Origin of the sequence: Enterococcus sp. DIV0901a (assembly GCF_051711525.1) — a bacterium.
In the GTDB taxonomy this organism is placed as follows: Bacteria; Bacillota; Bacilli; order Lactobacillales; family Enterococcaceae; genus Enterococcus_B; species Enterococcus_B faecium.
This window is the reverse complement of the sequence record NZ_JBIOMW010000001.1, coordinates 2286201-2308709: the sequence shown is the minus strand read 5'-3', so window position 1 is coordinate 2308709 and position 22509 is coordinate 2286201. Positions and strand designations below refer to the sequence as shown.

Annotated in this window: 23 protein-coding genes and 1 other annotated feature; of the genes, 17 read left to right on the top strand and 6 right to left on the bottom strand. The window is 38.6% G+C overall.

From position 1 onward, the window contains the following. Window positions 1–14 precede the first annotated feature (14 nt). The 4 genes from secE to IGL70_RS11130 all read left to right on the top strand — a co-directional run bounded on the left by secE (window position 15) and on the right by IGL70_RS11130 (window position 2988). Window positions 15–185 (top strand): preprotein translocase subunit SecE, encoded by a 171-nt coding sequence (secE, locus tag IGL70_RS11145; protein WP_002294579.1) that lies wholly within the window; start codon window positions 15–17, stop codon window positions 183–185. Window positions 186–285: 100 nt separating this feature from the next. Then, window positions 286–831, top strand: coding sequence for a transcription termination/antitermination protein NusG (nusG, locus tag IGL70_RS11140; protein WP_002294580.1), 546 nt, complete (start codon window positions 286–288; stop codon window positions 829–831). A gap of 77 nt (window positions 832–908) precedes the next feature. After that, a complete protein-coding gene (locus IGL70_RS11135) occupies window positions 909–1796 on the top strand; it encodes an alpha/beta fold hydrolase (protein WP_010829736.1) in 888 nt (295 codons plus the stop codon). Window positions 1797–1887: 91 nt separating this feature from the next. After that, window positions 1888–2988, top strand: a complete 1101-nt coding sequence (locus tag IGL70_RS11130; protein ID WP_104873877.1) for a lactate oxidase — start codon at window positions 1888–1890, stop codon at window positions 2986–2988. Window positions 2989–3078: 90 nt separating this feature from the next. Here IGL70_RS11130 and sdaAA read toward each other — a convergent pair whose 3' ends face one another. Next, complete coding sequence (gene sdaAA / locus IGL70_RS11125; RefSeq protein ID WP_002294584.1) at window positions 3079–3951, bottom strand: L-serine ammonia-lyase, iron-sulfur-dependent, subunit alpha; 873 nt, start codon at window positions 3949–3951, stop codon at window positions 3079–3081. A 12-nt stretch (window positions 3952–3963) separates the two neighbouring features. Then, the gene (gene sdaAB, locus IGL70_RS11120; protein ID WP_002307114.1) at window positions 3964–4632 is read right to left on the bottom strand and encodes an L-serine ammonia-lyase, iron-sulfur-dependent subunit beta; all 669 of its coding nucleotides are present in this window, start codon (window positions 4630–4632) and stop codon (window positions 3964–3966) included. 342 nt (window positions 4633–4974) lie between these two features. Between sdaAB and rplK the strand changes: the two genes are divergently transcribed. The 6 genes from rplK to IGL70_RS11090 all read left to right on the top strand — a co-directional run bounded on the left by rplK (window position 4975) and on the right by IGL70_RS11090 (window position 9603). After that, window positions 4975–5397, top strand: a complete 423-nt coding sequence (gene rplK, locus IGL70_RS11115) for a 50S ribosomal protein L11 (RefSeq protein WP_002291638.1) — start codon at window positions 4975–4977, stop codon at window positions 5395–5397. A 103-nt stretch (window positions 5398–5500) separates the two neighbouring features. After that, window positions 5501–6190: a 50S ribosomal protein L1 gene (rplA, locus tag IGL70_RS11110; protein ID WP_002294587.1), complete on the top strand. Its 690-nt coding sequence runs from the start codon at window positions 5501–5503 to the stop codon at window positions 6188–6190. A 78-nt stretch (window positions 6191–6268) separates the two neighbouring features. Further along, window positions 6269–6396 (top strand) — a sequence feature (ribosomal protein L10 leader region). A gap of 203 nt (window positions 6397–6599) precedes the next feature. Continuing rightward, window positions 6600–7103: a 50S ribosomal protein L10 gene (gene rplJ, locus IGL70_RS11105; RefSeq protein WP_002291634.1), complete on the top strand. Its 504-nt coding sequence runs from the start codon at window positions 6600–6602 to the stop codon at window positions 7101–7103. Between the two features lie 52 nt (window positions 7104–7155). Further along, window positions 7156–7524, top strand: coding sequence for a 50S ribosomal protein L7/L12 (gene rplL / locus IGL70_RS11100; protein WP_002294588.1), 369 nt, complete (start codon window positions 7156–7158; stop codon window positions 7522–7524). Between the two features lie 105 nt (window positions 7525–7629). After that, the gene (locus IGL70_RS11095; protein WP_002301342.1) at window positions 7630–8319 is read left to right on the top strand and encodes a TVP38/TMEM64 family protein; all 690 of its coding nucleotides are present in this window, start codon (window positions 7630–7632) and stop codon (window positions 8317–8319) included. Window positions 8320–8400: 81 nt separating this feature from the next. Beyond that, window positions 8401–9603 (top strand): MFS transporter, encoded by a 1203-nt coding sequence (locus IGL70_RS11090; protein WP_002301341.1) that lies wholly within the window; start codon window positions 8401–8403, stop codon window positions 9601–9603. 190 nt (window positions 9604–9793) lie between these two features. On the opposite strand, the gene IGL70_RS11085 is transcribed toward IGL70_RS11090, so the two are convergent. Further along, on the bottom strand, window positions 9794–11326 hold the full coding sequence (locus IGL70_RS11085; protein ID WP_002290558.1) for an ABC-F family ATP-binding cassette domain-containing protein: 1533 nt from the start codon (window positions 11324–11326) through the stop codon (window positions 9794–9796). 233 nt (window positions 11327–11559) lie between these two features. Between IGL70_RS11085 and nagB the strand changes: the two genes are divergently transcribed. The 3 genes from nagB to IGL70_RS11070 all read left to right on the top strand — a co-directional run bounded on the left by nagB (window position 11560) and on the right by IGL70_RS11070 (window position 14921). Continuing rightward, complete coding sequence (gene nagB, locus IGL70_RS11080; protein WP_002287787.1) at window positions 11560–12261, top strand: glucosamine-6-phosphate deaminase; 702 nt, start codon at window positions 11560–11562, stop codon at window positions 12259–12261. A 498-nt stretch (window positions 12262–12759) separates the two neighbouring features. Continuing rightward, window positions 12760–13473, top strand: coding sequence for an MgtC/SapB family protein (locus IGL70_RS11075; protein WP_002287788.1), 714 nt, complete (start codon window positions 12760–12762; stop codon window positions 13471–13473). Between the two features lie 308 nt (window positions 13474–13781). Then, on the top strand, window positions 13782–14921 hold the full coding sequence (locus IGL70_RS11070; RefSeq protein ID WP_002298514.1) for an AI-2E family transporter: 1140 nt from the start codon (window positions 13782–13784) through the stop codon (window positions 14919–14921). An 88-nt stretch (window positions 14922–15009) separates the two neighbouring features. Here IGL70_RS11070 and nrdF read toward each other — a convergent pair whose 3' ends face one another. The 3 genes from nrdF to nrdH all read right to left on the bottom strand — a co-directional run bounded on the left by nrdF (window position 15010) and on the right by nrdH (window position 18567). Continuing rightward, complete coding sequence (gene nrdF / locus IGL70_RS11065) at window positions 15010–15975, bottom strand: class 1b ribonucleoside-diphosphate reductase subunit beta (protein WP_002287792.1); 966 nt, start codon at window positions 15973–15975, stop codon at window positions 15010–15012. Between the two features lie 49 nt (window positions 15976–16024). Beyond that, window positions 16025–18184 carry a class 1b ribonucleoside-diphosphate reductase subunit alpha gene (gene nrdE / locus IGL70_RS11060; protein WP_002319007.1) on the bottom strand — a complete coding sequence of 720 codons (2160 nt, stop codon included), beginning with the start codon at window positions 18182–18184 and terminating at the stop codon, window positions 16025–16027. Between the two features lie 158 nt (window positions 18185–18342). After that, window positions 18343–18567, bottom strand: coding sequence for a glutaredoxin-like protein NrdH (nrdH, locus tag IGL70_RS11055; RefSeq protein ID WP_002287795.1), 225 nt, complete (start codon window positions 18565–18567; stop codon window positions 18343–18345). 400 nt (window positions 18568–18967) lie between these two features. Between nrdH and IGL70_RS11050 the strand changes: the two genes are divergently transcribed. The 4 genes from IGL70_RS11050 (at window position 18968) to IGL70_RS11035 (ending at window position 22444) form a co-directional block, all read left to right on the top strand. After that, complete coding sequence (locus IGL70_RS11050) at window positions 18968–19441, top strand: FeoA family protein (protein ID WP_002298509.1); 474 nt, start codon at window positions 18968–18970, stop codon at window positions 19439–19441. Beyond that, the gene (gene feoB / locus IGL70_RS11045) at window positions 19438–21570 is read left to right on the top strand and encodes a ferrous iron transport protein B (RefSeq protein WP_002319009.1); all 2133 of its coding nucleotides are present in this window, start codon (window positions 19438–19440) and stop codon (window positions 21568–21570) included. Before IGL70_RS11050 ends, feoB begins: the two co-directional genes overlap by 4 nt. Window position 21571: 1 nt before the next feature. After that, complete coding sequence (locus IGL70_RS11040) at window positions 21572–21706, top strand: hypothetical protein (protein WP_002290587.1); 135 nt, start codon at window positions 21572–21574, stop codon at window positions 21704–21706. 93 nt (window positions 21707–21799) lie between these two features. Then, window positions 21800–22444 carry a GntR family transcriptional regulator gene (locus IGL70_RS11035; protein ID WP_002287801.1) on the top strand — a complete coding sequence of 215 codons (645 nt, stop codon included), beginning with the start codon at window positions 21800–21802 and terminating at the stop codon, window positions 22442–22444. Window positions 22445–22509 lie beyond the last annotated feature (65 nt).

Here is a 22509-nt window from a genome sequence, read left to right as displayed (position 1 = left end):
AGGGAGGTTGTCTCATGAAATTTCTAAAAAGCGTAAAAGATGAAATCAAACAAGTAACTTGGCCAAGCAGAAAACAACTCCGTAAAGATACGTTAGTAGTCATCGAAACTTCTATTATTTTCGGATTGATGTTTTACGTAATGGATACAGCCATCCAAAGCTTATTTGGCTGGATCTTAAAATAACTCGCTAGCCACAACGTACTTTTAGTGCTATAATGAAGCGAAAGAAAAACTTCGGGTGTACTGAGGTTTTTTTATTTTACAATGAAATGAGGAGCCTTCAATGGAATCTTTTGAAAAAAACTGGTATGTCTTGCATACATATTCAGGATATGAAAACAAAGTAAAAGCAAATATCGAATCTCGTGCGCAAAGTATGAAAATGGCCGACTTTATTTTCCGTGTCGTTGTTCCTGAAGAAAAAGAAACTGAAGTCAAAAATGGGAAAGAAAAAGAAATCGTTCATAAAACATTCCCAGGATACGTACTTGTTGAAATGATCATGACAGACGCTTCATGGTATGTTGTCCGCAACACACCTGGTGTGACAGGATTCGTTGGTTCACACGGAGCCGGAAGCAAACCAGCACCATTACTTCCAGAAGAAGTCAATCATATCTTGCGTTCTATCGGTATGAGCCTGCGACAAAATGATCTAGAAGTAGAAGTTGGCGAAGTCGTGAAAATCATCGAAGGCGCATTTGCTGGATTAGAAGGACAAGTAACAGAAGTTGACGGAGAAAAAGAAAAATTGAAAGTCAACATCGATATGTTTGGACGTGAAACCAGTACAGAACTTGATTTCGATCAAGTAGATAAAATCGATTAATAAAGAGACTTGAAATGTCGATCATATGATTGGCCTTTCAAGTCTTTCTTTTTTTCTATATGGAAAGGAAGAGGTGTATGACAGAACCAATCAAAAATTTATGCAAACGTGCAACTGCAGCAGCTTTAGTCCTTATCAGTTTGTTTGCGTTAAGTGGTTGCCAGACGACGAAGATAAATACTACTGAAGTTTCTGATAAAGAAAAAACGGCAGAATCCAGTAAAGTGATAGAAAAAACCACTATTCCAACACTTTTTTTCCACGGCTACAGCGGGACAGAAAATTCCTTTAAAGGGATGTTGCGGCGTTTGGAAAAAAATCAGCAAGCAGTAAAAGAATTGGTTTTAACAGTAGGAACAGATGGACAAATACAAGCAACAGGAGATTTGTCTGGAAAAGCAGACAATCCGATGGTCCAAGTATTGTTTGAAGATAATAAAAATAACGAGTGGAATCAAGCAGAATGGATCAAATCTTGTCTTTTGTATCTGAAAGAAAACTACGGCATAGATAAAGTCAACATAGTGGGGCATTCCATGGGAGGAGTTAGTGCACTACGCTATTTAGGAACGTATGGACAGGATACGTCATTGCCACAAGTTCAGACATTAACAGCAATTGGCGCGCCTTTTAATGATTTTGTCGATGACAGTGCGCAGTCTCTGACAGATGAGTTAGCAAAGGGGCCTGCTGTCGTTTCTAACCGCTATCAAGATTACCAGCAAATGATCGGTAATATTCCTATAACCACTCGATTTTTCTTGATTGCTGGTCAACTAGATGAAACAGACTTGAGTGATGGAACAGTACCGTTAAACAGTGCATTAGCGGTCTATGCGTTGTTGAAGCAACGCGGAAATGAAATAGAGGAAAAAGTAGTGACAGGTGAAAATGCCTCTCATAGTATGCTTCATGAAAACCAAGAAGTAGATCAGCTTGTAAGTCGATTTATTTGGAAAGAATAGCGATAAAAGTATCTGAGAGTAAATGTTTGCTTACTTTTTGTAAGTTTAGTATGATTTATATGTAATCAAGAAGATGAAAGAAGGATCTACTATGACTTATCATACAAGTAATGAAGAACATCCAATCGATATTGTAAACATTGCCTCACTAGAAGGTCGTGTAAAAGAGCGCATGGAAGCAGGAGCTTTTGGCTATATTCGCGGTGGTTCTGAAGATGAGTGGACGATGAAAGAAAATACGACTTCTTTTAATACAAAGAAAATCATGCCACGGATAATACGCGGAATCGACTCAGCCGATTTGCATACATCTGTTTTCGGAATTGAATTAGATACACCGATTATCCAAGCGCCATCAGCGGCCCAAGGATTGGCACATGAAAAAGGGGAAGCTGATACAGCTAAAGGAGTAGCTGCTGCTGGATCAATCTTTTCCATCAGCACTTATGCAAATACGACAATCAAAGACGCAGCCGATGCAGCGCCAGGCGCACCGCAGTTTTTCCAATTATATATGAGTAAAGACGACAGATTCAATGAGTTCATTTTGAACAAAGCAGTAGAAGCAGGGGCTAAAGCTATCATTTTAACGGCAGATTCAACGCTCGGTGGTTACCGTGAAGAAGACGTCATCAATCAATTCCAATTTCCATTACCAATGCCTAACTTAGCTGCGTATAGCGAACAAAGTGCAAGTGGTAATGGCGAAGGAAAAGGAATCGCAGAAATTTATGCAGCTGCAAAACAAGGCTTGACACCAGATGACATCAAAACAATCAAAGAAATCACCCATCTTCCAGTTATCGTAAAAGGAATACAATCGCCAGAAGATGCAGTAATCGCTATCTCTGCAGGGGCAGATGGTATCTGGGTATCCAATCATGGTGGACGTCAATTAGATGGAGGTCCTGCTTCCTTTGAAGTATTGCCAAAAATTGCCGAAGTAGTCAACAAACGTGTACCAGTGATTTTCGACTCTGGTGTCCGTCGAGGAGAGCATGTCTTCAAAGCTCTGGCAAGTGGTGCTGACTTAGTTGCGATTGGCCGACCAGTGATTTATGGGTTGAATCTAGGTGGGGCAGAAGGAGTAACATCTGTTTTTGAACACCTGAACAAAGAATTGTCGATCACGATGCAACTTGCAGGAACAAAAACGATCGATGAAGTAAAAAATACGAAATTGATGGATTAATAAAAAACGAAGAGAAGGGCAATTAGTCCTCTCTTCGTTTTTTGTTATGAAGATAACTAATCTCTTAATACTCGAAATTAAGGAGCTTTATCACGCCCTCTTATTTAAAATCTCTTCCGCAAGTCGTTTAGCAGTTGGCGTAACAGCTAAGCCACCTTCTGCTGTTTCTTTGAAAATCGACGGCATTTGACGTCCGACTTGGTACATTGCAGCAACGACTTCATCCGGCGGAATGACACTTTCGATACCCGCTAATGCCATATCAGCAGAGATAAAAGCTTGAGAAGAGCCTAAAGCATTACGTTTGACACACGGGACTTCAACTAAGCCTGCAACGGGATCGCAAATCAGTCCCATCATATTTTTCAATGTAATGGCTACTGCTTGTGCTGCTTGATGAGGAGTCCCATTTTTTGCACAAACCAAAGCTGCTGCTGCCATTGCACTTGCAGAACCAACTTCTGCTTGACATCCCCCTTCTGCACCACTGATAGAAGCGTTGTTTGCGATAACTAACCCGAAAGCGCCAGCGGTAAATAAGAATTCCAATTGCTGTTCATGTGTCAAATCAAGCCGATCTCGGACAGCCATCAGCACACCAGGAACAACACCCGCGCTTCCGGCAGTCGGTGTAGCACAAATCAACCCCATTTTTGCATTGACTTCATTAACAGCTACAGCATTGCGTACAGCTTTTAAGATTGTTTCTCCACTTAAAAAGTCTGCCTCATTTAAATAATCATCTAATTTTTTTGCATCACCACCGGTAATTCCTGTGACGGAGGTAACACCTTCTTTTCCCTCGTTGATTGATTGTTCCATTACTGAGAGGTTTTTTTCCATAATCTCGATGATGTGACTACGGGAACGGCCACTCATTTCCATTTCAACTGCAATCATCAATTCTGCTACACTTGGATAAGCTTTTGCTTGATCTACTAATTCTTCAATCGATAAAAACATTTTTTTAGCTCCTTAATCGAAATAATTTACGCTGTCGATATTTGGCAGCTGTTTGAGTCTTTTTACCGTTTCTTCAACTTGAGGATTATCTACTTCAATGATCATGATGGCACTTTCGCCTTTTGATTCCCGTGTCACTGTCATAGTACCGATATTTGTATTGGTCTCAGAAAGTATACTAGTCACTTTAGCAATCATACCTGGAACATCTTGGTGGACAACGATCAAGGTAGGAGTACCCATGCTTAAAGAAATTTTGAATCCATTCAATTCAGAAATCTGGATATTGCCACCGCCGATCGAAATGCCGGTGACTGAAAGCTTTCGTGTTCCTTTTTTTAGAAGCATCTTTACAGAGTTTGGATGTTCGGCTTTTTCACTCTTAGGAACAAACAAGACTTCCATACCGGCTTCATATGCCAATTTCAAAGAATCAGCTAAACGTTCATCATCGGGTTCCATCCCTAACAGACCGCCAACTAATGCAATATCTGTTCCGTGCCCCCGATAGGTTTTTGCAAATGATTCATATAGATAAATATCTACAGAATCAGGTTGTTCGCCAAATATACTACGTATGATTTTCCCGATTCTAGCAGCTCCGGCAGTGTGAGAGCTACTTGGACCAATCATCACAGGTCCAATAATATCAAAGACACTTCTATACCTTAAATCTTTCATTTTCTCCACCTCATTTTGTTATGTAGGAATCTTTGTACAAGGGTCTAAAAAACCGTGTTATTGTTTGCTTTCATCTGTTGAACCATGCTAGCGCAAGTGTAACATAAAAGAAGAAATGGGAACGAAAAATTGTTGTTTTTTTAGAATAAATTTAGCGTTTATTCAAGCAAAATGTAAAAATAGCAGAAAAAAATCTTGAAAAAACAAATAAATTTGCTATACTGTACCAGTGTGCATTGTTTTGCACATTATTTGTCTGGATTTTTTCAGATCAGATAAAACGTGGGAGGAGAAATATGCATCTCCAATTAACCACATCACGGACTTAAGGAGGTATGTCTCGTGGCAAAGAAAGTAGAAAAAATCGTTAAATTGCAAATTCCTGCAGGTAAAGCAACTCCAGCTCCACCAGTAGGTCCTGCACTAGGTCAAGCGGGTATCAATATCATGGGATTCACAAAAGAATTCAACGCTCGTACAGCTGATCAAGCAGGTTTGATCATTCCGGTTGTTATTTCTGTATACGAAGACCGTTCATTCACATTCGTTACAAAAACACCGCCAGCTGCTGTTCTATTGAAAAAAGCAGCTAAAATCGAAAAAGGTTCAGGCGAACCAAACAAAAATAAAGTTGCGAAAGTTTCTAGCGATCAAGTAAGAGAAATCGCTGAATTAAAAATGGAAGACCTAAACGCAGCTAACGTTGAAGCAGCAATGCGCATGGTTGAAGGAACTGCACGAAGCATGGGGATCACTGTAGAATAATCTATACACCCTAAGACAGCAGCTTCTCAGTTGGCTCTATATTGAAAGATATAGAACACGTGGGAGGTACAACCGTTATAACCACAATCAAGGAGGAACCAAAATGGCTAAAAAGAGCAAAAAAATGCAAGATGCATTAAAAAAAGTTGATTCAAGTAAAGTTTATCCTGTTGCCGAAGCAGTAGCTTTAGCAAAAGAAACAAACATTGCAAAATTTGATGCAACAGTTGAAGTTGCATACCGTTTGAACGTAGACCCTAAAAAAGCAGACCAACAAATCCGTGGTGCTGTTGTATTACCAAACGGAACTGGTAAAACACAAACTGTTTTAGTTTTTGCTAAAGGAGACAAAGCAAAAGAAGCTGAAGCAGCTGGTGCAGATTTCGTAGGTGACGACGACATGGTTCAAAAAATCCAAAACGGATGGTTTGACTTTGATGTAGTTGTTGCAACACCTGATATGATGGCTACTGTAGGTCGTCTAGGACGAGTATTAGGACCAAAAGGCTTAATGCCAAACCCTAAAACTGGTACAGTTACAATGGACGTAACAAAAGCAGTAAACGAAGTGAAAGCTGGTAAAGTAACTTACCGTGTGGACAAAGCTGGAAATATCCATGTACCAATCGGAAAAGTTTCATTTGACGATGAAAAATTAGTTGAAAACTTTGCAGCAATCCATGATGTATTGCTAAAAGCTAAACCATCAGCAGCTAAAGGTCAATACATGAAAAATGTAACGATCACAACAACATTTGGACCTGGTATCCATGTTGACCAAGCTTCTTTCTAATTAAATATTAGAATGTTGATTGATCCAACTGAAAAATAATTCTTGACTCAACTAGTTTAGCATGCTAAGCTAGTTGAGGTTAATAATTAACTTGTACCGAAGACAGTAGGTGGCATCAAGCCTTAATTTCCTACCGAGGACGTTTATTGAATATATTCAATAGTCCCTCTATGTCTGCGGTGGCATAGAGTTTTTTATTGTGAATCACTATGAACGAAGTGAAGAGATGATGAACAATACTGGTTGAGCAAAGCGAAAGGAGTTTCCTTTCGAGCAAAGCGAGTAGAATCACTATGAACGAAGTGAATAGGTGATGAACAATACTGGTTGAGCAAAGTAACTATAAAAGTGACTTGCCTTTTCAGTGCAAAAAACTCTTCCATCAAAATTCAGGAGGTGAAACTCAAAAATGAGTGAAGCAATTATCGCAAAAAAAGCAGCAATCGTTGATGAAGTAAGCGAAAAATTTACAGCAGCTGCATCAGTAGTAGTCGTTGACTACCGCGGATTAACAGTTGATGAAGTAACACGTTTACGTAAACAACTTCGTGATGCTAACGTAGAAATGAAAGTTATCAAAAATTCTATTCTTTCACGTGCAGCTAAAAAAGCTGGCCTTGAAGGCATGGACGAAGTATTCACTGGACCTACAGCTGTTGCATTCAGTAACGAAGATGTAGTCGCACCAGCGAAAATCATGGACGAATTTGCTAAAGAAGCAAAAGCATTAGAAATCAAAGGCGGTATCATCGAAGGTAAAGTCTCTTCATTGGAAGAAATCACAGCATTGGCAAAATTGCCAAATCGCGAAGGACTTCTATCTATGTTGCTATCTGTACTACAAGCGCCAGTCCGCAACGTGGCTTACGCTGTCAAAGCAGTGGCAGACAAAGAAGATGGAGATGCAGCTTAATTGCCGCATAAAGCATTAAATAAAAAAGAACAATTAAACGGAGGAAATTATAATGGCATTGAACATTGAAAACATCGTTGCTGAGTTAAAAGAAGCAACTATCCTAGAACTTAACGACCTAGTTAAAGCTATTGAAGAAGAATTTGGCGTATCTGCTGCTGCTCCTGTAGCTGTAGCTGCTGCTGGTGGCGCTGCTGCTGCTGAAGAACAAACAGAATTCACTGTAGAATTAACTGCAGCTGGAGACCAAAAAGTTAAAGTTATCAAAGCAGTTCGTGAAGCAACTGGTTTAGGCTTGAAAGAAGCTAAAGCTGTAGTTGATGGCGCTCCTGCACCAGTTAAAGAAGGCGTATCTAAAGAAGAAGCTGAAGAATTGAAAGCTAAACTTGAAGAAGTTGGCGCATCTGTAACTGTTAAATAATTTTTACTATTTAAAAGCACTGAGATCCTATGTTGGATTTCGGTGCTTTTTTGTTTTTATGTTAAACTATTATTTAATGAATATAGATTTTTTTCAGGAGGAAATATGAAAAAGAAAATAATCCGATTGATGTTGATCACGTTGGGAATCATTCTGATACTGGTAGTGGGCTATCGGTTGTATTTAGAATATCAGACAGACATCCAATTATTTTTAAATCCGAGAGCAAGTAAGGCAGAGCTACTCGCACATATTCGTTCGCATGGGACTTTTGCATCGATACTCTTGATCGTATTGACAGCGGTGATGTGTGCTGTTCCAGGTATTCCTACTTCAGTAGTTGGAGTCATCGCTGGTTTGAGCTTTGGTCCGTTTATTGGGGCAGGTATCAATGTTTTAGGGAATGCTTTGGGCAATATCTCCGCTGTGTTTTTGATGCACCGATTGAAATTTTTAGATAAGAAAACCGAAACGAATCATTGGGTGCAATCTATTCGGCAAATGAAACATCCAAAAATAGGCGTAATGTTAGGTTACATGATACCGGTGATCCCATCTTCTATGGTCAATTTTGCTGCAGATGCGATGAAATTGCCTCTACAGCAAATCATATTGTCGATCGTGATTGGAGTCATCCCTTCGTCTGTGTTGTATGCGTGTGGTGGAGAAGCTCTGTTTCATGGATATAATAAAACTGCAGTTATGTTGGTTGCAAGTGTTACTGTACTAGTAGGGTTAGTTGTCTTTATTTATAAAGATCGCAAGAAAAAACAAGGAAAACAAAAGCACAAATAATAAGTGTGGCGAATAGTTGTATTTTTCTATTTCCAATCTTTTCCATAAGTTGTAAACTAAGATAGGAAATGGGGGAAATCAATGAAGAGTAATGAAAAAACACCTTTAACAACTTCGCTTATTTTACTATTATCAATCACTTGTGGCGTTGTTGTTGCCAATATGTATTATATCCAGCCGATTGGAACGAAAGTAGCAGCAAGCTTATCTGTTAGCACAAGTGCAGTCGGGATATTGACGATGTTGACCCAATTAGGCTATGCGTTAGGGTTACTGTTTTTAGTTCCTTTAGGGGACGTGGTGGATCGTCCAAAATTGATCATTCGAATGGCAGCGTTATCTGCCGTCTCTCTGTTGGCCGCTTTTTTTGCGCCTTCGTTTACGTTATTTGCATGCGCTTCTTTCTTGATTGGGTTACTTTCAATCGTACCACAGATCATCATTCCTTATGGTGCGGTATTAGCGGGACCAAAAGCAAGAGGGAAGGTCATGGGTACATTGCTTAGCGGTTTACTCGTGGGGATTTTGCTTTCTCGCACGGTATCTGGCATTGTTGCAAGTCTTTTTTCTTGGCGGATGATCTATTTATTTGCTTTATGTGCAGTCGGAATTCTTACACTTCTGCTTTACTGGAAAATGCCGCGTTCTGTCCAGCAAAGTAGTACAGCTGTTTCATACCTTGATTCACTTAAAAGTTTGCCGCATTTAGTTGCTTCTCAACGTCTATTAAGAGAAGCGGCAGTCAGTGGATTTTTCATGTTTGGAACATTTTCTATCTTTTGGTCTACGTTGATTTTTTATATCAGCAGTCCCGCCTACAATTGGGGAACATTCGAAGCAGGGATATTAGCGATTTTTGGTTTGTCTGGAGCAGTTGCTGCACCTATCGTGGGACGACTGGCAGATTCTTATTCTGAAAGAAAAATCGTGTATATGGGACTTGTTATGCAAACAATAAGCTTTATTGCTTTATTGGTTGGCGGAAGCCATTTGGCCATTTTGCTTTTAGCTATTATTTTATTAGACGTCGGGAATCAATTTGGTCAAGTCGCCAATCAAACACGAGTACAAGGGCTAGGTGAAGCAGCAAGCAACCGAAATAATACTGTATTTATGTTTATGTACTTTATTGGAGGTGCGGCTGGTTCATTGCTAGGGACGACAATGTGGCAGCAGTATGGCTGGTTAGGTGTAACGGTTAGCGGGCTTGTTTTTCAAGGATGTGCGTTCTTCTTTCAAACAGTTGTTTTTAAAGGAAAGAGAAATCTCGAAAATAAAAAATAGACGAAAAGAGGTTGTGAAAAGCTGTTCTGCATCAAGTAATAAGAATAGCCAAATAAAAATAGCTCCTCATATTTTGCCGTTTTTTGAGCTAATACCGAAGGTCAGCTAATTGGCCACCATTTATTCAGAAGAAGGAGTTGTGACAAAACTTTTGTCACAGCTCCTTTTTTTCAACTATTCAATCAAACGTTTATTTTGGTTCAATCTCAATGACTCGTTGCACAAGATCTTGATAAAATTCTTGTTCATGAGAGACGATGATTACTGTTCCTGGAAATTTCTGTATCCCGTCTTGTAAGCTTTCTTTCGTTTCTTGATCGATATGGTTCGTCGGTTCATCGAGAATCAGTAAATTACCTTGGTTCATTGTCAACTGTGCAAGTTTTACCTTAGTTTGTTCCCCACCACTTAATGTAGTGAGAGGTTCACTTGCTAATTGATTAACTAACCCTGCTTTAGCTAGTTGGCGACGTAATTCTTTGATAGTCGCTTTTGGAAATTGACTGCTTAAATATTGTAGTGGTGTTTCTAATGGATTTTCCCAGTACAGATCTTGTGAAAAGTAATTGATTTTTGTGTTATCTGGGAAGTGGAAATCGCCACTTATTTTTTCAATCTCACCGATCAGTGTTTTTAATAAAGTAGATTTTCCAATCCCGTTGAAGCCTCGAATGGCAATATTTTCACCAAAGCGGATGGTCAAATTGATGGGTGCAAGTAGCGGTCGATCATATCCGATGACTAAATCAGTTGTTTCCACTGCTAATGTCGTGACAATAGGCGAGAATGGAAAATCAAAGACAGCTTTACTTGCTGAAGCTGGAGGCGTCAGCCGTTCGATTTTATCTAATTGTTTTTGTCGGCTTTTTGCCATCGTTGATCGGGAACCGGCTTTGTATTTTCGAATATAAGCTTCGGTCTTTTCGATTTGTTTTTGTTGAGCATGATATTGGCGCAAATAGCTTTCGCGATTTTGTTCCTTTTGTTTCAATGCTTGTTTTAGATGGCCAGTATACTTAGTAATCTTTCCAAACTCGATGTCTGCGATATGGGTGGTGATCTGATCAAGAAATTCTTGGTCATGGGAAATCACGATATACGCACCGTCAAAATCCTGAAGAAACTGCGTCAGCCATTGGATATGCTGATCATCTAAGTGATTGGTTGGTTCATCTAAGATCAGAACATCTGGGTTTTCTAAAAGTAGTTTTGCTAAAATCACCTTTGAACGTTGTCCACCACTTAGATTTTTCAACAGTGAATCTAAACCTAAGACATCGATCCCCAACCCGCTGCTCATCTCAGCAACTAAGGTGTCGATTTGATAAAACACTCCTTGGTCTAATTCCGTTTGGAGTTTCCCAGCTTTTTCCAGCAAAGAATCATCGAAGGTCTCGCTATATGTTTGGTAAAGAAAAGCAATTTTTTCTTCCTTTTCGTATTCTTTTGCGTACGCAGTTTTTAGAAATTCTTCGATTGTTAATGTTTCATCGACTTCCACATATTGATCGAGGTAACCTTTGTGAATATTTTTTTGCCAATGGATCTGTCCGTCATCTGGTAAGATCTCACCAGTGATGATTTTAATCAATGTACTTTTACCGGCTCCGTTTTGTCCAATCAGCCCAAGATGTTCGCCAGCATTTAATTGCAGATCGACACCTTCATAGAGGATTTTGTCGCCAAATTGCTGGGTAATGTTGTTTAATGTCAGTATACTCATAATAACTCCTTTTTCATAAAAAAACTGCAGACATAAAGCGTCCACAGTGAATCACTTGCTTGGTTTTCATGCAACATGGATTGTTTGATTGAACCATCTTATGAAACCTAACACGGATTCCTATTTATTGTCAAGAAAATGAAAAAAATGCAATTTGGTCTATACTAATTATTGTAAAAAGAAAAAAAGAATGCTATAATTGGGCTATACCAAAATACAAAGGAGCAATCACTATGGAAATCATTCGTGTAAAAAACGCTGAAGAAGGCGGAAAAAAAGCATTTGAAATCATCAAAGAAGGTATGAACAAAGGTGCAAAAGTATTAGGATTGGCAACAGGAAGCACACCAGTTACTTTATATAAAGAAATGACTTCAAGCGATTTGGATTTCAGTGAAATGACTTCTGTAAACTTAGATGAGTACGTTGGACTAGGCGGTTCAGATGAACAAAGCTACCGTCATTTCATGGATGTCCAATTATTTGATAAAAAACCATTCAAAGAAACGTTTGTACCAGATGGAAAAGCAGAAGATCTGGAAGCAGCATGCAAAAAGTATGATCAAATCATCGATGCACATCCAATCGATATCCAAATCTTAGGAATCGGGCAAAATGGACATATCGGTTTCAATGAACCTGGTGCTTCATTTGACGGAACGACTTCAGTAGTTGACTTAACAGAATCAACAATCAATGCAAACAAACGATTCTTCGATAAAGCAGAAGATGTACCAACAAAAGCTGTTTCAATGGGAATCGGTTCAATTATGAAAAGTAAAGAAATCGTCTTGATGGCATTTGGCGAAAGCAAAGCTGATGCAATCAAAGGGATGATTGAAGGACCTGTAACGAATCATTTACCAGCAAGTGTATTGCAAAACCACGACAATGTTGTTGTGATCATCGATGAAGAAGCAGCAAGTAAGTTGTAATTTTCAATAGTAGGCTAAAGAGGTTGTGAAATCAGCGTTTTGACCTGAGTATTAGAGAAAACAAAGGAAAAATAGCTCCCCATATTTTGCCGTTTGTTGAGCTAATACCGAAGGTCAGCTGATTGAACACCGTTTAGTAGAGAGGTTGTGAAATCAGCGTTTTGACCTGAGTATTAGAGAAGACAAAGGAAAAATAGCTCCCCATATTTTGCCGTTTGTTGAGCTAATACCGAGGGTCAGCTGATTGAACACCGTTTAGTAGAGAGGTTGTAAAATCAGCGTTTTGACCTGAGTATTAGAGAAGACAAAGGAAAAATAGCTCCCCATATTTTGCCGTTTGTTGAGCTAATACCGAGGGTCAGCTGATTGAACACCGTTTATTCATAAAAAGGACTATGACAAAAATTTTGTCATAGTCCTTTTTTCGTAAGAGGTAAAAATTGCACTTTTTTTGTCTGCTCCTTTCAGACATGATATATTGGACTGGAGGGTGTTTAGATGAATGATATGGTATTGACAATTCCAGAGATTATTTTACGTTTAGGGATCGCTATGCTATTTGGTGGAGCAATCGGTTTTGAACGACAATATAAAAATCGTCCAGCAGGTATGCGTACGCATATTTTAGTTTGTATGGGAGCATGTATCATTGCATTGATCCAAGTTGAGATCGCTAGTGGTGCATTAAGAGATGCTTTAGAGTATCCACAGCTTGCTGGAACGATTCGTTCAGATGAAGCAAGGCTGATTGCTCAAGTGGTGAGTGGTGTCGGTTTCTTAGGCGCGGGAACGATCATCGTCACGAAACAATCGGTGACGGGACTTACGACTGCCGCTTCTTTATGGGCTATTGCTGGATTAGGGATCGCCATCGGCATGGGTTACTATTCCATTGCGATCATCAGTTTTATCGGGATTGCTATTGCACTCACAGTAGTGAAACGCGTGATCCATGTACCTACGACTAAAAAGTTAGAAATCCAATTTATCCATAGAAAAGAAACCAAAGATTTTCTTACCGATTATTTTGAAGAGAAAAATATCGTAATCGAAGATGTGAATTTTGATGTAAAATTCGTTGATGACTACCGAGTGTACAAAAATATCTATACGATTGATCTTCCAAAAGGGCTCACTTATGCCGATGTGATCGAGGAGTTGTCCGTACACAAAAATATCACAAAGTTGCATTTAGTCAGTATTGCGCAATAAATGATCTGAGGTTGTAAAATAGATGTCCTACATCAAGTAATAAGCCCAGCCAAATAAAAATAGTTCCTTATATTTTTCGTTTGGCTGGGCTTATTACGAAGATGCAAGCTTTTGAACACCGTTTATTTGGAAAAAGGGACTGCAGTATAATTTTTGTCACTACTCCAAACCGTGTTTTTGTTTAAGTACTCGTCTACTCATTAAAATATGTTTATTTTTTTTGTTTTTTTTAAGCAAATGAAAATCTCAGCGCGTAACTCTTTGTTAAATGATAGAATAGAAGTATCAAAGGACCTTGGAGGAGATGTATGCAATCACGTTTTAAACAATCAAAACTATTTTTCTGGACAGTGGAGCTAGTACTCACGATCATCGGCGTGTACTTTATTTTACAAATGCCGAATATTTTTAGTCCAATATTGAAAATGCTTTCAGCTATTTTTTTACCATTGCTTGTTGCTGGTTTTATCTATTATATGTTCGATCCAATCGTTGTTTTTCTCGAAAAGCATCGGATCCCGAGAGTGTTCGGTTTTTTATTGACGTTTTTGGTCGTAATCATTTTAGTTGTTTTAACTGTCATGAATGTAGTGCCTCAGTTAATGGAACAGACAATTCAATTGACCCAGAGCTTGCCAACGTATGCAGATGAAACAAGCAAATGGTTAAATGAATTGGCGCAGCGGGAAGAGTTTAAAAATTTCAATTTGGAAGAACAATTAGCATCAGCAAATTTATCTCTTAGTAATTTGTTCAATATCATATTAGTCAGTTTATCTGCAAGTGTCTCAAAAATCATTTCATTTATGATGCAATTTTTTATTTTGTTATTTACCGTTCCATTTATTTTGCTATTTATGTTCAAGGATGGGCACAAATTTATTGATGCGTTGTCTCACTTCTTTCCGAAAGCGATTCGTAAAGAGTTACGCCAAACGGTAAAAGAATTAAACGAAACATTATCTGCCTATATCAGCAGTACGATCTTAGATGCTTTGATTATTGGTGTAATGAGCTTTTTGGCAATGAGAATATTCGATCAGCCTTATAGCTTGTTGCTTGCGGTCATTTGCGGAATCACGAATATTATCCCGTATGTCGGCCCTTTTATTGGAGCGGTACCAGCAATCATTGTCGGTTTGTTTATCTCTCCATTTCAAGCTTTGTATATGGCGTTGTCGATTTTAGTGATCCAACAATTAGATGGAAATTTGATCAAGCCGTTGTTATTTGGGAAATCAATGAATATCCATCCTTTGACGATCATCTTGGTATTGATTGGAGCAGGAAGTGTCGCAGGAATATTAGGCATGCTGATTTGCATACCTGTCTATGCAGTGATTAAGACGATAATATTAAATATCCGGAAAATCTATTTATTGAGAAGAATGGAACATGTTTCGGAAAAGTTAGACAGTCCAAAAGTGCTGGAAGAAACAAGTGAATAAGCATAAAAAAGAGTTCAGTGTACATTTAAAATATCTGTACGCTAAACTCTTTTTATTTTTCGAAAAATTTTTGAATTAAAATAAATCCTTATTCCAATCCAATCAAATAATCGTCGTCTTTCATCGCTTCTACATGACCTAACAAATAGCCGTTTCCGACTTGTGAGAAGAAGTCATGGTTGCTTGTGCCTGTTGAAATCCCGTTCATTACGATTGGGTTGACATCATTGGCAGTATCTGGAAAGAGTGGATCCATCCCTAAGTTCATCAATGCTTTGTTGGCATTATAGCGTAGGAATGTCTTGACTTCTTCTGTCCAGCCGATTGGATCGTATAATTCTTCTGTATAACGTTCTTCGTTTTCGTAAAGCTCATAAAGAAGATTGTACATCCAGTCTTTTAACGTTTCTTGTTCTGCTTCAGGTAACTCGTTGAATCCTAATTGGAATTTGTAACCGATGTAGGTTCCATGTACAGATTCATCTCGGATGATTAGTTTGATGATCTCTGCTACGTTAGCCAATTTGTTGTTTCCTAAATAATAAAGAGGAGTATAAAAACCTGAATAGAACAAGAATGTTTCTAAAAAGACGCTGGCAATTTTCTTTTCTAGCGGTGTACCGTGTTTGTAGATTTCATTGATACGCTCAGCTTTTTTTTGCAGATAAGGATTCGTATTTGTCCAGTCAAAAATTTCTTCGATTTCTTTTTTCGTATTCAGTGTACTAAAAATAGAAGAATAACTTTTGGCATGAACGGATTCCATGAATTGAATATTGTTCAAAACGGCTTCTTCATGGGGAGTGCGGACATCTTTACGCAACTGATCCATGCCACTTTCAGATTGGACAGTATCTAGCAGTGTCAAACCGCCAAATACATGTCCTACTGTATCTTTTTCCAATTGAGACAATGTACGCCAATCATCTAGGTCATTTGAAAGTGGGATACGTGTATCTAGCCAAAATTGCTCTGTCAGCTTCTCCCAAGTGGATTTATCAATGATATCTTCAATTTCATTCCAGTTTATTGCTTCATAATATGTTTCTGACATGAGAATGCTCCTTTAATTAAAATATGAATAAGCGAATCTATCTATGATATTAGATCACGCAGCTTTCACATTGATTGCTTCCGATTTCTTCTGCATCATCAGTAAAGGTACGTACGTAATAAATGGATTTGATTCCTTTGTGGAAAGCGTAATGTCTTAAAATATTCAAATCACGTGTCGTTTGCTTCGTTGTTGTCTTCCATTCATAAATGCCTTCTGGGATTTCAGAACGCATGAATAAAGTCAAACTCATGCCTTGATCGACGTGTTGTTGTGCCGTTGCATAAACATCGATTACTTTACGCATGTCCATATCATAAGCAGAAGTGTAATACGGAATCGTCTCATTGGATAGATAAGGCGCTGGGTAATAAATTTTACCGATTTTCTTCTCTTGGCGTTCTTCGATCATGCGAGTGATAGGATGAATACTTGCACTCGTATCGTTGATATATGAAATTGAGCCATTTGGTGCTACTGCCAAGCGATTTTGATGATACAGTCCATCTTTCATTACTGCTTGTTTCAAAGCATTCCAATCTTCAGCAGTTGGGATAAAAATGCCTTCAAACAATGCTTTGACTTTTTCTGATTTTGGCTGGAATTCTCCAGTTACGTATTTTTCGAAATAAGTGCCGTCAGCATAAGCTGATTTTTCAAAATTATGGAAAACTTGTTTTCTTTCACGAGCGATATTGTTGCTTTCAACAAGTGTCCAATAATTCAACAGCATGAAGTAAATATTTGTAAAGTCTAATGAATCCTCTGAGCCATATTCCATTTGTTCTTTTGCAAGATAAGTGTGTAAGCCCATGGCACCTAATCCAATCGTATGATTCAGCTTATTTCCGTTTTGGATCGGTGGTACGACATCGATATCAGATGCATCTGTAATAAATGTCAATGCACGAGTCATCGTACGCACAGATTGACCAAAGTTAGGGCTTTGCATCAAATTCACGATATTTGTCGAGCCTAAGTTACATGAGATATCTGTTCCTAATACTTCATATTCCTGTTTGCCGTTAATCACAGAAGGCGTTTGAACTTGTAAAATCTCTGAACATAAATTACTCATGATGATCTTGCCATCGATTGGATTCTCGCGGTTCGCTGTATCAATATTGATTACGTAAGGATAGCCAGATTCTTGTTGTAATTTTGAGATTTCATTTTCAAGGTCACGCGCTTTGATTTTTTGTTTGCGAATGTTTGGATTTGCAACTAGATGATCATACTCAGCTGTAATATCTACATAAGAGAATGGGACACCATATTCTTTTTCGACACTATATGGACTAAATAAATACATATCTTCGTTTTTACGTGTCAATTCATAAAATTTATCAGGTACGATCACGCCAAGAGAAAGAGTTTTTACGCGAATCTTTTCATCTGCATTTTCTTTTTTTGCTGAAAGGAAAGCAATAATGTCTGGATGAAACACATTCAAGTAAACCACGCCAGCTCCTTGACGCTGACCTAATTGATTAGAATAGCTGAAACTATCTTCGAATAATTTCATGACTGGAACGACACCACTCGCAGCCCCCTCATATCCTTTGATAGGAGCGCCGGCTTCACGAAGATTTGATAAAGTAATCCCTACGCCGCCACCAATACGGGACAATTGCAAAGCAGAGTTGATTGAGCGCCCGATAGAGTTCATATCGTCAGTGACTTGAGTCAAGAAACAAGACACCAATTCGCCCCGACGTTTACGTCCAGCATTCAAGAAAGAAGGTGTAGCTGGCTGATATCGTTGATGGATCATTTCGTCTGCAAGAGCAAGTGCTAATTCTTCATCCCCGTTCGCAAAGTAAAGCGCATTGAAGGCTACTCGATCTTCATAAGTTTCCAGATAAGCGGAACCGTCATTGGTTTTCAACGCATATTGAGAATAAAATTTGTAAGCAGCCATAAAAGATTTGAAAGAAAAATGTTGCTCGTCTAAAAATTGATATAGCTTTTCAATAAATGATGGTGAATACAATTGAATGAATTCTGCTTCTATATATTCTTGATCGATCAAGTAATTGATTTTTTCCATAATAGATGGAAAAGTCATCGTATTTGGTTTGACATTTTCCTCAAAAAAGGCAACTAAAGCTTCTTTATCCTTATTCAAAGGGATTTGACCATTGACTGGCCGATTGATTTCATTATTCAGCTTGAAATAACTGACATCTTGTAAATTTTTAAGACTCATACGTACGCCCAACCTTCATTTCGTATTTGATGATGCTTGATTGCAAATCATTGCATTGTTTTTAAGCTTTAAAAAAGGATTTGGAAGTTTGCGACAAAAACTGGTGCTGTCTCAAGCCCTTCAAATCCATGTATCACGTTTTGATTCTTTTAGTCATGTTAGCTGGCAAGTTTACGCAACTGATCAGGACGGAATCCGATAACTGTTTCTGCATCAGAAGTAATGACAGGAACACTTTGGAATCCTTGTGCTTTCAACCAGTCTACTGCTTCAGGCTGTTCATCGATATTGACTTCTTCAAAAGCAATTTGATTTTCTGTTAAAAACCGTTTGACCATCTTACATTGCATACAATTATTTTTAGAAAAGATTTTTACGTTCATGGTGAGTGCCTCCTCTAACACATTCTTATTATCTATAATAGATAGTATAAAACTCTTAGTAAAAAAGTCAAACAACAAACACTACATATTGTGTTGTGGAAACTGTGGAATACTAAGTTTTGTGTTTTTGAAAAAAGAGCTGAAAACAAGTATCGTGTGGGAAAATAGCAAATTTAATAGAGAAAAAATTGTGGAAAACTATGAAGAAATATTTTTTTCTCATTTTTATCTATCAATACTAAAGATTCGCTCATAATATCACAAGTATAATTGACATTCTCAATTACCGAGAGTATTCTATGTGAGAATGATTCTCATTTATTTGCGTAATACGTAAGAAAATTAGAACATATAATGAATGATTTTAATACATGATTTATTTCACAAGAGAGGAATCAATATGCAGACCTTAGCGCAGGCAAAGCAAAATTTCGTTTATCAAGTCGAACGAATCGAAACAGAAGAAAAAACAAAACGCCATTTGCAAAATATCGGGATCGTTGCCGGAAGTAAAATCGTCGTCGTCAATTTATCAGGCAACAATGCCATTTTACTGGTAAAAAGTCATCGAGTGGCAGTAAGTCGGGAAATACTAGGTCAAATCTTTGTCAATAAAAAGACTGCTTCCTCTGATAGCTGGACTTCTCTTGATCAATTAAAAGCAGGAGAGACTGGGATCGTCGTAGCAATCCACGGACAAGGCGCAGTGAAGCGACGGTTAATGGATATGGGATTGACGCGAAATGTAAAAATAGTTATCCGAAAACTAGCCCCTCTGGGAGATCCAATTGAACTGACAGTGCGAGGGTATGAACTGACGTTACGAAAGTCAGAGGCTGAACTAATCTTGATACAAAGGGAGGAAAAAGAATGAATATCGCGTTAGTCGGAAATCCAAACAGCGGGAAAACTAGCTTGTTCAATCTCTTGACTGGTTCGAATCAATATGTAGGGAATTGGCCGGGCGTAACAGTAGAAAAAAAAGAAGGATCGTTGAAAAAAAATCCGAACATTCATATTCAGGACCTACCCGGCATCTATTCTTTGTCTCCTTATACACCAGAAGAAGTGATTGCAAGAGATTATTTGGTTCAGGAACAGCCTGAACTGATCATCAACATTATTGATGCTACCAATTTAGAACGAAATCTTTATTTAACTACGCAGTTATTGGATTTAGACATTCCTATGATCATTGGTCTGAATATGATGGATGTCATCAAAAAAGAAGGAAAAAAAATCAACCTAGAAAAGCTTTCCTATGGTCTTGGTGTACCAGTTTTACCAATCAGCGTATTGAAAAAGCAAGGAATCGAAAAACTAATCGAAAAGATTCAGGAGTCTGCAAAAAAGCGGCCTTCTATTCCTGTTCCCTGTACATATGATCCACGTGTAGAAGCAGCTTTACATGAAATTGAAGATGTACTAGGAGAACAAAGCGGCAAGAAACGCTGGTATGCAATGAAATATTTTGAACGAGATCAGAAGGTAAGAGAGGATTACGAGATAGCAGTTTCTCAGCAAAAAGAAATCGAACAACTGATCCAGTTGACAGAGAAACTATTGGATGACGATAGTGAAACGATTCTAGTCAATGAACGGTATGAATTTATTACCCAACTATGTACACTCTGTGTTGTGTCAAATGATTCTTTCCAATTATCGATGAGTGACAAAATCGATCAGATTGCAACGAATCGTTGGTTAGCCTTGCCGATCTTCGCATTTGTGATGTGGCTGATCTATTATCTGGCTATTCAAACAGTAGGAACAATGGGGACAGATTGGATCAATGACACATTGTTTGGTACATGGTTACCAGAACATGTTGGCAGATTGTTAGCTGAATGGCAAGTAGCGGGATGGATGCAGGAGCTGATCTTGAACGGCATCATCGCAGGCGTGGGAGCAGTGTTAGGATTTCTACCGCAATTGATCATATTGTTTTTATGCTTGAGCTTTCTGGAAGACTGCGGATATATGGCGAGGATCGCTTTTGTCATGGATCGACTTTTCAGGAAATTCGGTCTTTCAGGAAAATCCTTCATTCCTATGCTGATTGCTACAGGATGTGGAGTGCCAGGCGTCATGGCCAGTCGCACGATTGAAAACGAGCAAGATCGTCGTTTGACGATCATGGTCACAACCTTCATGCCTTGTTCTGCAAAGTTGCCGATTATTGCCTTAGTAGCAGGGGCCTTTTTTCCTCATCAATCTTGGGTAGCTCCTTCTGCCTATTTTCTTGGTATGACTGCAATTATTTTCTCTGGAATCAGCTTGAAAAAAACGCGTTTGTTTGCTGGAGATACAGCTCCTTTTATCATGGAATTGCCCGCATATCATTTTCCTCAATGGTCAGCGGTCCTAAGACAAACCTATGACCGCAGCAAGTCTTTTGTTAAAAAAGCAGGAACGATTATCTTTGTTTCTAGTATCGTGATCTGGTTCAGCTCTTCTTATAATTTTTATGCTCAACCTGTTTCTGAAGACCAAAGTATCTTAGCCTTTTTCGGGCGAATCCTGGCAGTTGTTTTTCAGCCGCTTGGTTGGGGAAACTGGCAAGGAACAGTCGCAGCGATTACAGGATTGGTCGCTAAAGAAAATATTATTGGCACATTTGGTATTTTGTTTGGTCATGCGGAAGTATCCGAAAATGGCAGAGAAATCTGGCAAGTGCTACAACACACATATACTCCCGCAGCAGCTTATTCATTGTTAGCCTTCAATTTACTTTGTGCGCCTTGTTTTGCGGCAATTGGGGCTATCCATCGGGAAATGAATGCCAAGAAATGGACTTGGATCGCCATAGGCTATCAATGCGGTTTAGCTTATTTAGTTAGTTTTGTGATTTATCAGTTGGGACACTTATTGGAGGGTGGACAGGTAGCGTTAGGGACGTATCTTGCTATTTTACTGATGATAGGACTCGTTTATGTTTTGTTCCGTCAGCCAAAATCCAAGAACCAGTTTTATACTATATTGTCATTAGAAGGAGAGGAATAGGATGGCGACATTCTTATTAAGTGTGTTAATCTTTGGAAGTGCAGGCGCGATTGTCTATACTCGTTTAAAATCCGGTAAGAATTGTGATGACTGTCAAACAGCTTGCCCAGTAAAAAAGGAACAGATCAAGCGATGATCAGTCGTTGCAAGAGGCTATTCTCCCCTTTTTTGCTTATTTTGCTAGAGCATAGTAAGATGAGGGAAAGTAAAAAAAGAAAGAGGAAAGAAAATGTCTGGAAAGAAAAAAATCGTCCGCCCGCGCTACCAGCAGATTGCTGTTGATTTAGCCGAACGTATCGTTGAAAACCGATATAAAGTGGGTGAGAAGATCCATGCCCGCTCAACACTTGCCAGTACGTACAATGCTTCTCCTGAGACTACCCGCAAGGCTATCAATGTGCTGGTAGATCTTGGAATCATGGAAGTACGGCATGGAAGTGGGGCATTTGTTGCTTCGAAGGAAAAAGCAAAAGATTTCCTATTGCAATATCAAGATGTACAATCCATCCAAGATACAAAAGCAGAAATCATGGCAAGTGTGGAGAAGCAACAAGATGAGCTGAATCATTTTTCTCAATTATTGGATCAGCTGGTCAATCAAACGAAGCGAATACATAAGATGAATCCTTTACTTCCGTTTGAATTATCTTTATCAGAAAAAGCAATGCATCTGGACCGTTCAATTAGCGAGTTGAATATCTGGCAGGCGACTGGCGCCACAGTTATCGCAATTTCTCATAATGAAGAACTGCTTGTTTCACCTGGCCCCTATGCTAAATTTACGGCAGGGGACATCGTTCATTTTATTGGAAATGAATATACACTACAGCGTATGACAAACTTTTTTTACCCGGAGCATCAGCTTGCAGAATGATTGTGTGAAATATTAAAAAAATATTAACTTGGCTAAACCTTTTATTTACAAAGATTTAGCCAAGT

Excerpts from the sequence above, each read along its gene's own strand:
- secE (WP_002294579.1), top strand. The coding sequence starts at position 15 with ATGAAATTTCTAAAAAGCGTAAAAGATGAAATCAAACAAGTAACTTGG.
- nusG (WP_002294580.1), top strand. The coding sequence starts at position 286 with ATGGAATCTTTTGAAAAAAACTGGTATGTCTTGCATACATATTCAGGA.
- IGL70_RS11135 (WP_010829736.1), top strand. The coding sequence starts at position 909 with ATGACAGAACCAATCAAAAATTTATGCAAACGTGCAACTGCAGCAGCT.
- IGL70_RS11130 (WP_104873877.1), top strand. The coding sequence starts at position 1,888 with ATGACTTATCATACAAGTAATGAAGAACATCCAATCGATATTGTAAAC.
- sdaAA (WP_002294584.1), bottom strand. The coding sequence starts at position 3,951 with ATGTTTTTATCGATTGAAGAATTAGTAGATCAAGCAAAAGCTTATCCA.
- sdaAB (WP_002307114.1), bottom strand. The coding sequence starts at position 4,632 with ATGAAAGATTTAAGGTATAGAAGTGTCTTTGATATTATTGGACCTGTG.
- rplA (WP_002294587.1), top strand. The coding sequence starts at position 5,501 with ATGGCTAAAAAGAGCAAAAAAATGCAAGATGCATTAAAAAAAGTTGAT.
- rplJ (WP_002291634.1), top strand. The coding sequence starts at position 6,600 with ATGAGTGAAGCAATTATCGCAAAAAAAGCAGCAATCGTTGATGAAGTA.
- rplL (WP_002294588.1), top strand. The coding sequence starts at position 7,156 with ATGGCATTGAACATTGAAAACATCGTTGCTGAGTTAAAAGAAGCAACT.
- IGL70_RS11095 (WP_002301342.1), top strand. The coding sequence starts at position 7,630 with ATGAAAAAGAAAATAATCCGATTGATGTTGATCACGTTGGGAATCATT.
- IGL70_RS11090 (WP_002301341.1), top strand. The coding sequence starts at position 8,401 with ATGAAGAGTAATGAAAAAACACCTTTAACAACTTCGCTTATTTTACTA.
- IGL70_RS11085 (WP_002290558.1), bottom strand. The coding sequence starts at position 11,326 with ATGAGTATACTGACATTAAACAACATTACCCAGCAATTTGGCGACAAA.
- nagB (WP_002287787.1), top strand. The coding sequence starts at position 11,560 with ATGGAAATCATTCGTGTAAAAAACGCTGAAGAAGGCGGAAAAAAAGCA.
- IGL70_RS11075 (WP_002287788.1), top strand. The coding sequence starts at position 12,760 with ATGAATGATATGGTATTGACAATTCCAGAGATTATTTTACGTTTAGGG.
- IGL70_RS11070 (WP_002298514.1), top strand. The coding sequence starts at position 13,782 with ATGCAATCACGTTTTAAACAATCAAAACTATTTTTCTGGACAGTGGAG.
- nrdF (WP_002287792.1), bottom strand. The coding sequence starts at position 15,975 with ATGTCAGAAACATATTATGAAGCAATAAACTGGAATGAAATTGAAGAT.
- nrdE (WP_002319007.1), bottom strand. The coding sequence starts at position 18,184 with ATGAGTCTTAAAAATTTACAAGATGTCAGTTATTTCAAGCTGAATAAT.
- nrdH (WP_002287795.1), bottom strand. The coding sequence starts at position 18,567 with ATGAACGTAAAAATCTTTTCTAAAAATAATTGTATGCAATGTAAGATG.
- IGL70_RS11050 (WP_002298509.1), top strand. The coding sequence starts at position 18,968 with ATGCAGACCTTAGCGCAGGCAAAGCAAAATTTCGTTTATCAAGTCGAA.
- feoB (WP_002319009.1), top strand. The coding sequence starts at position 19,438 with ATGAATATCGCGTTAGTCGGAAATCCAAACAGCGGGAAAACTAGCTTG.
- IGL70_RS11040 (WP_002290587.1), top strand. The coding sequence starts at position 21,572 with ATGGCGACATTCTTATTAAGTGTGTTAATCTTTGGAAGTGCAGGCGCG.
- IGL70_RS11035 (WP_002287801.1), top strand. The coding sequence starts at position 21,800 with ATGTCTGGAAAGAAAAAAATCGTCCGCCCGCGCTACCAGCAGATTGCT.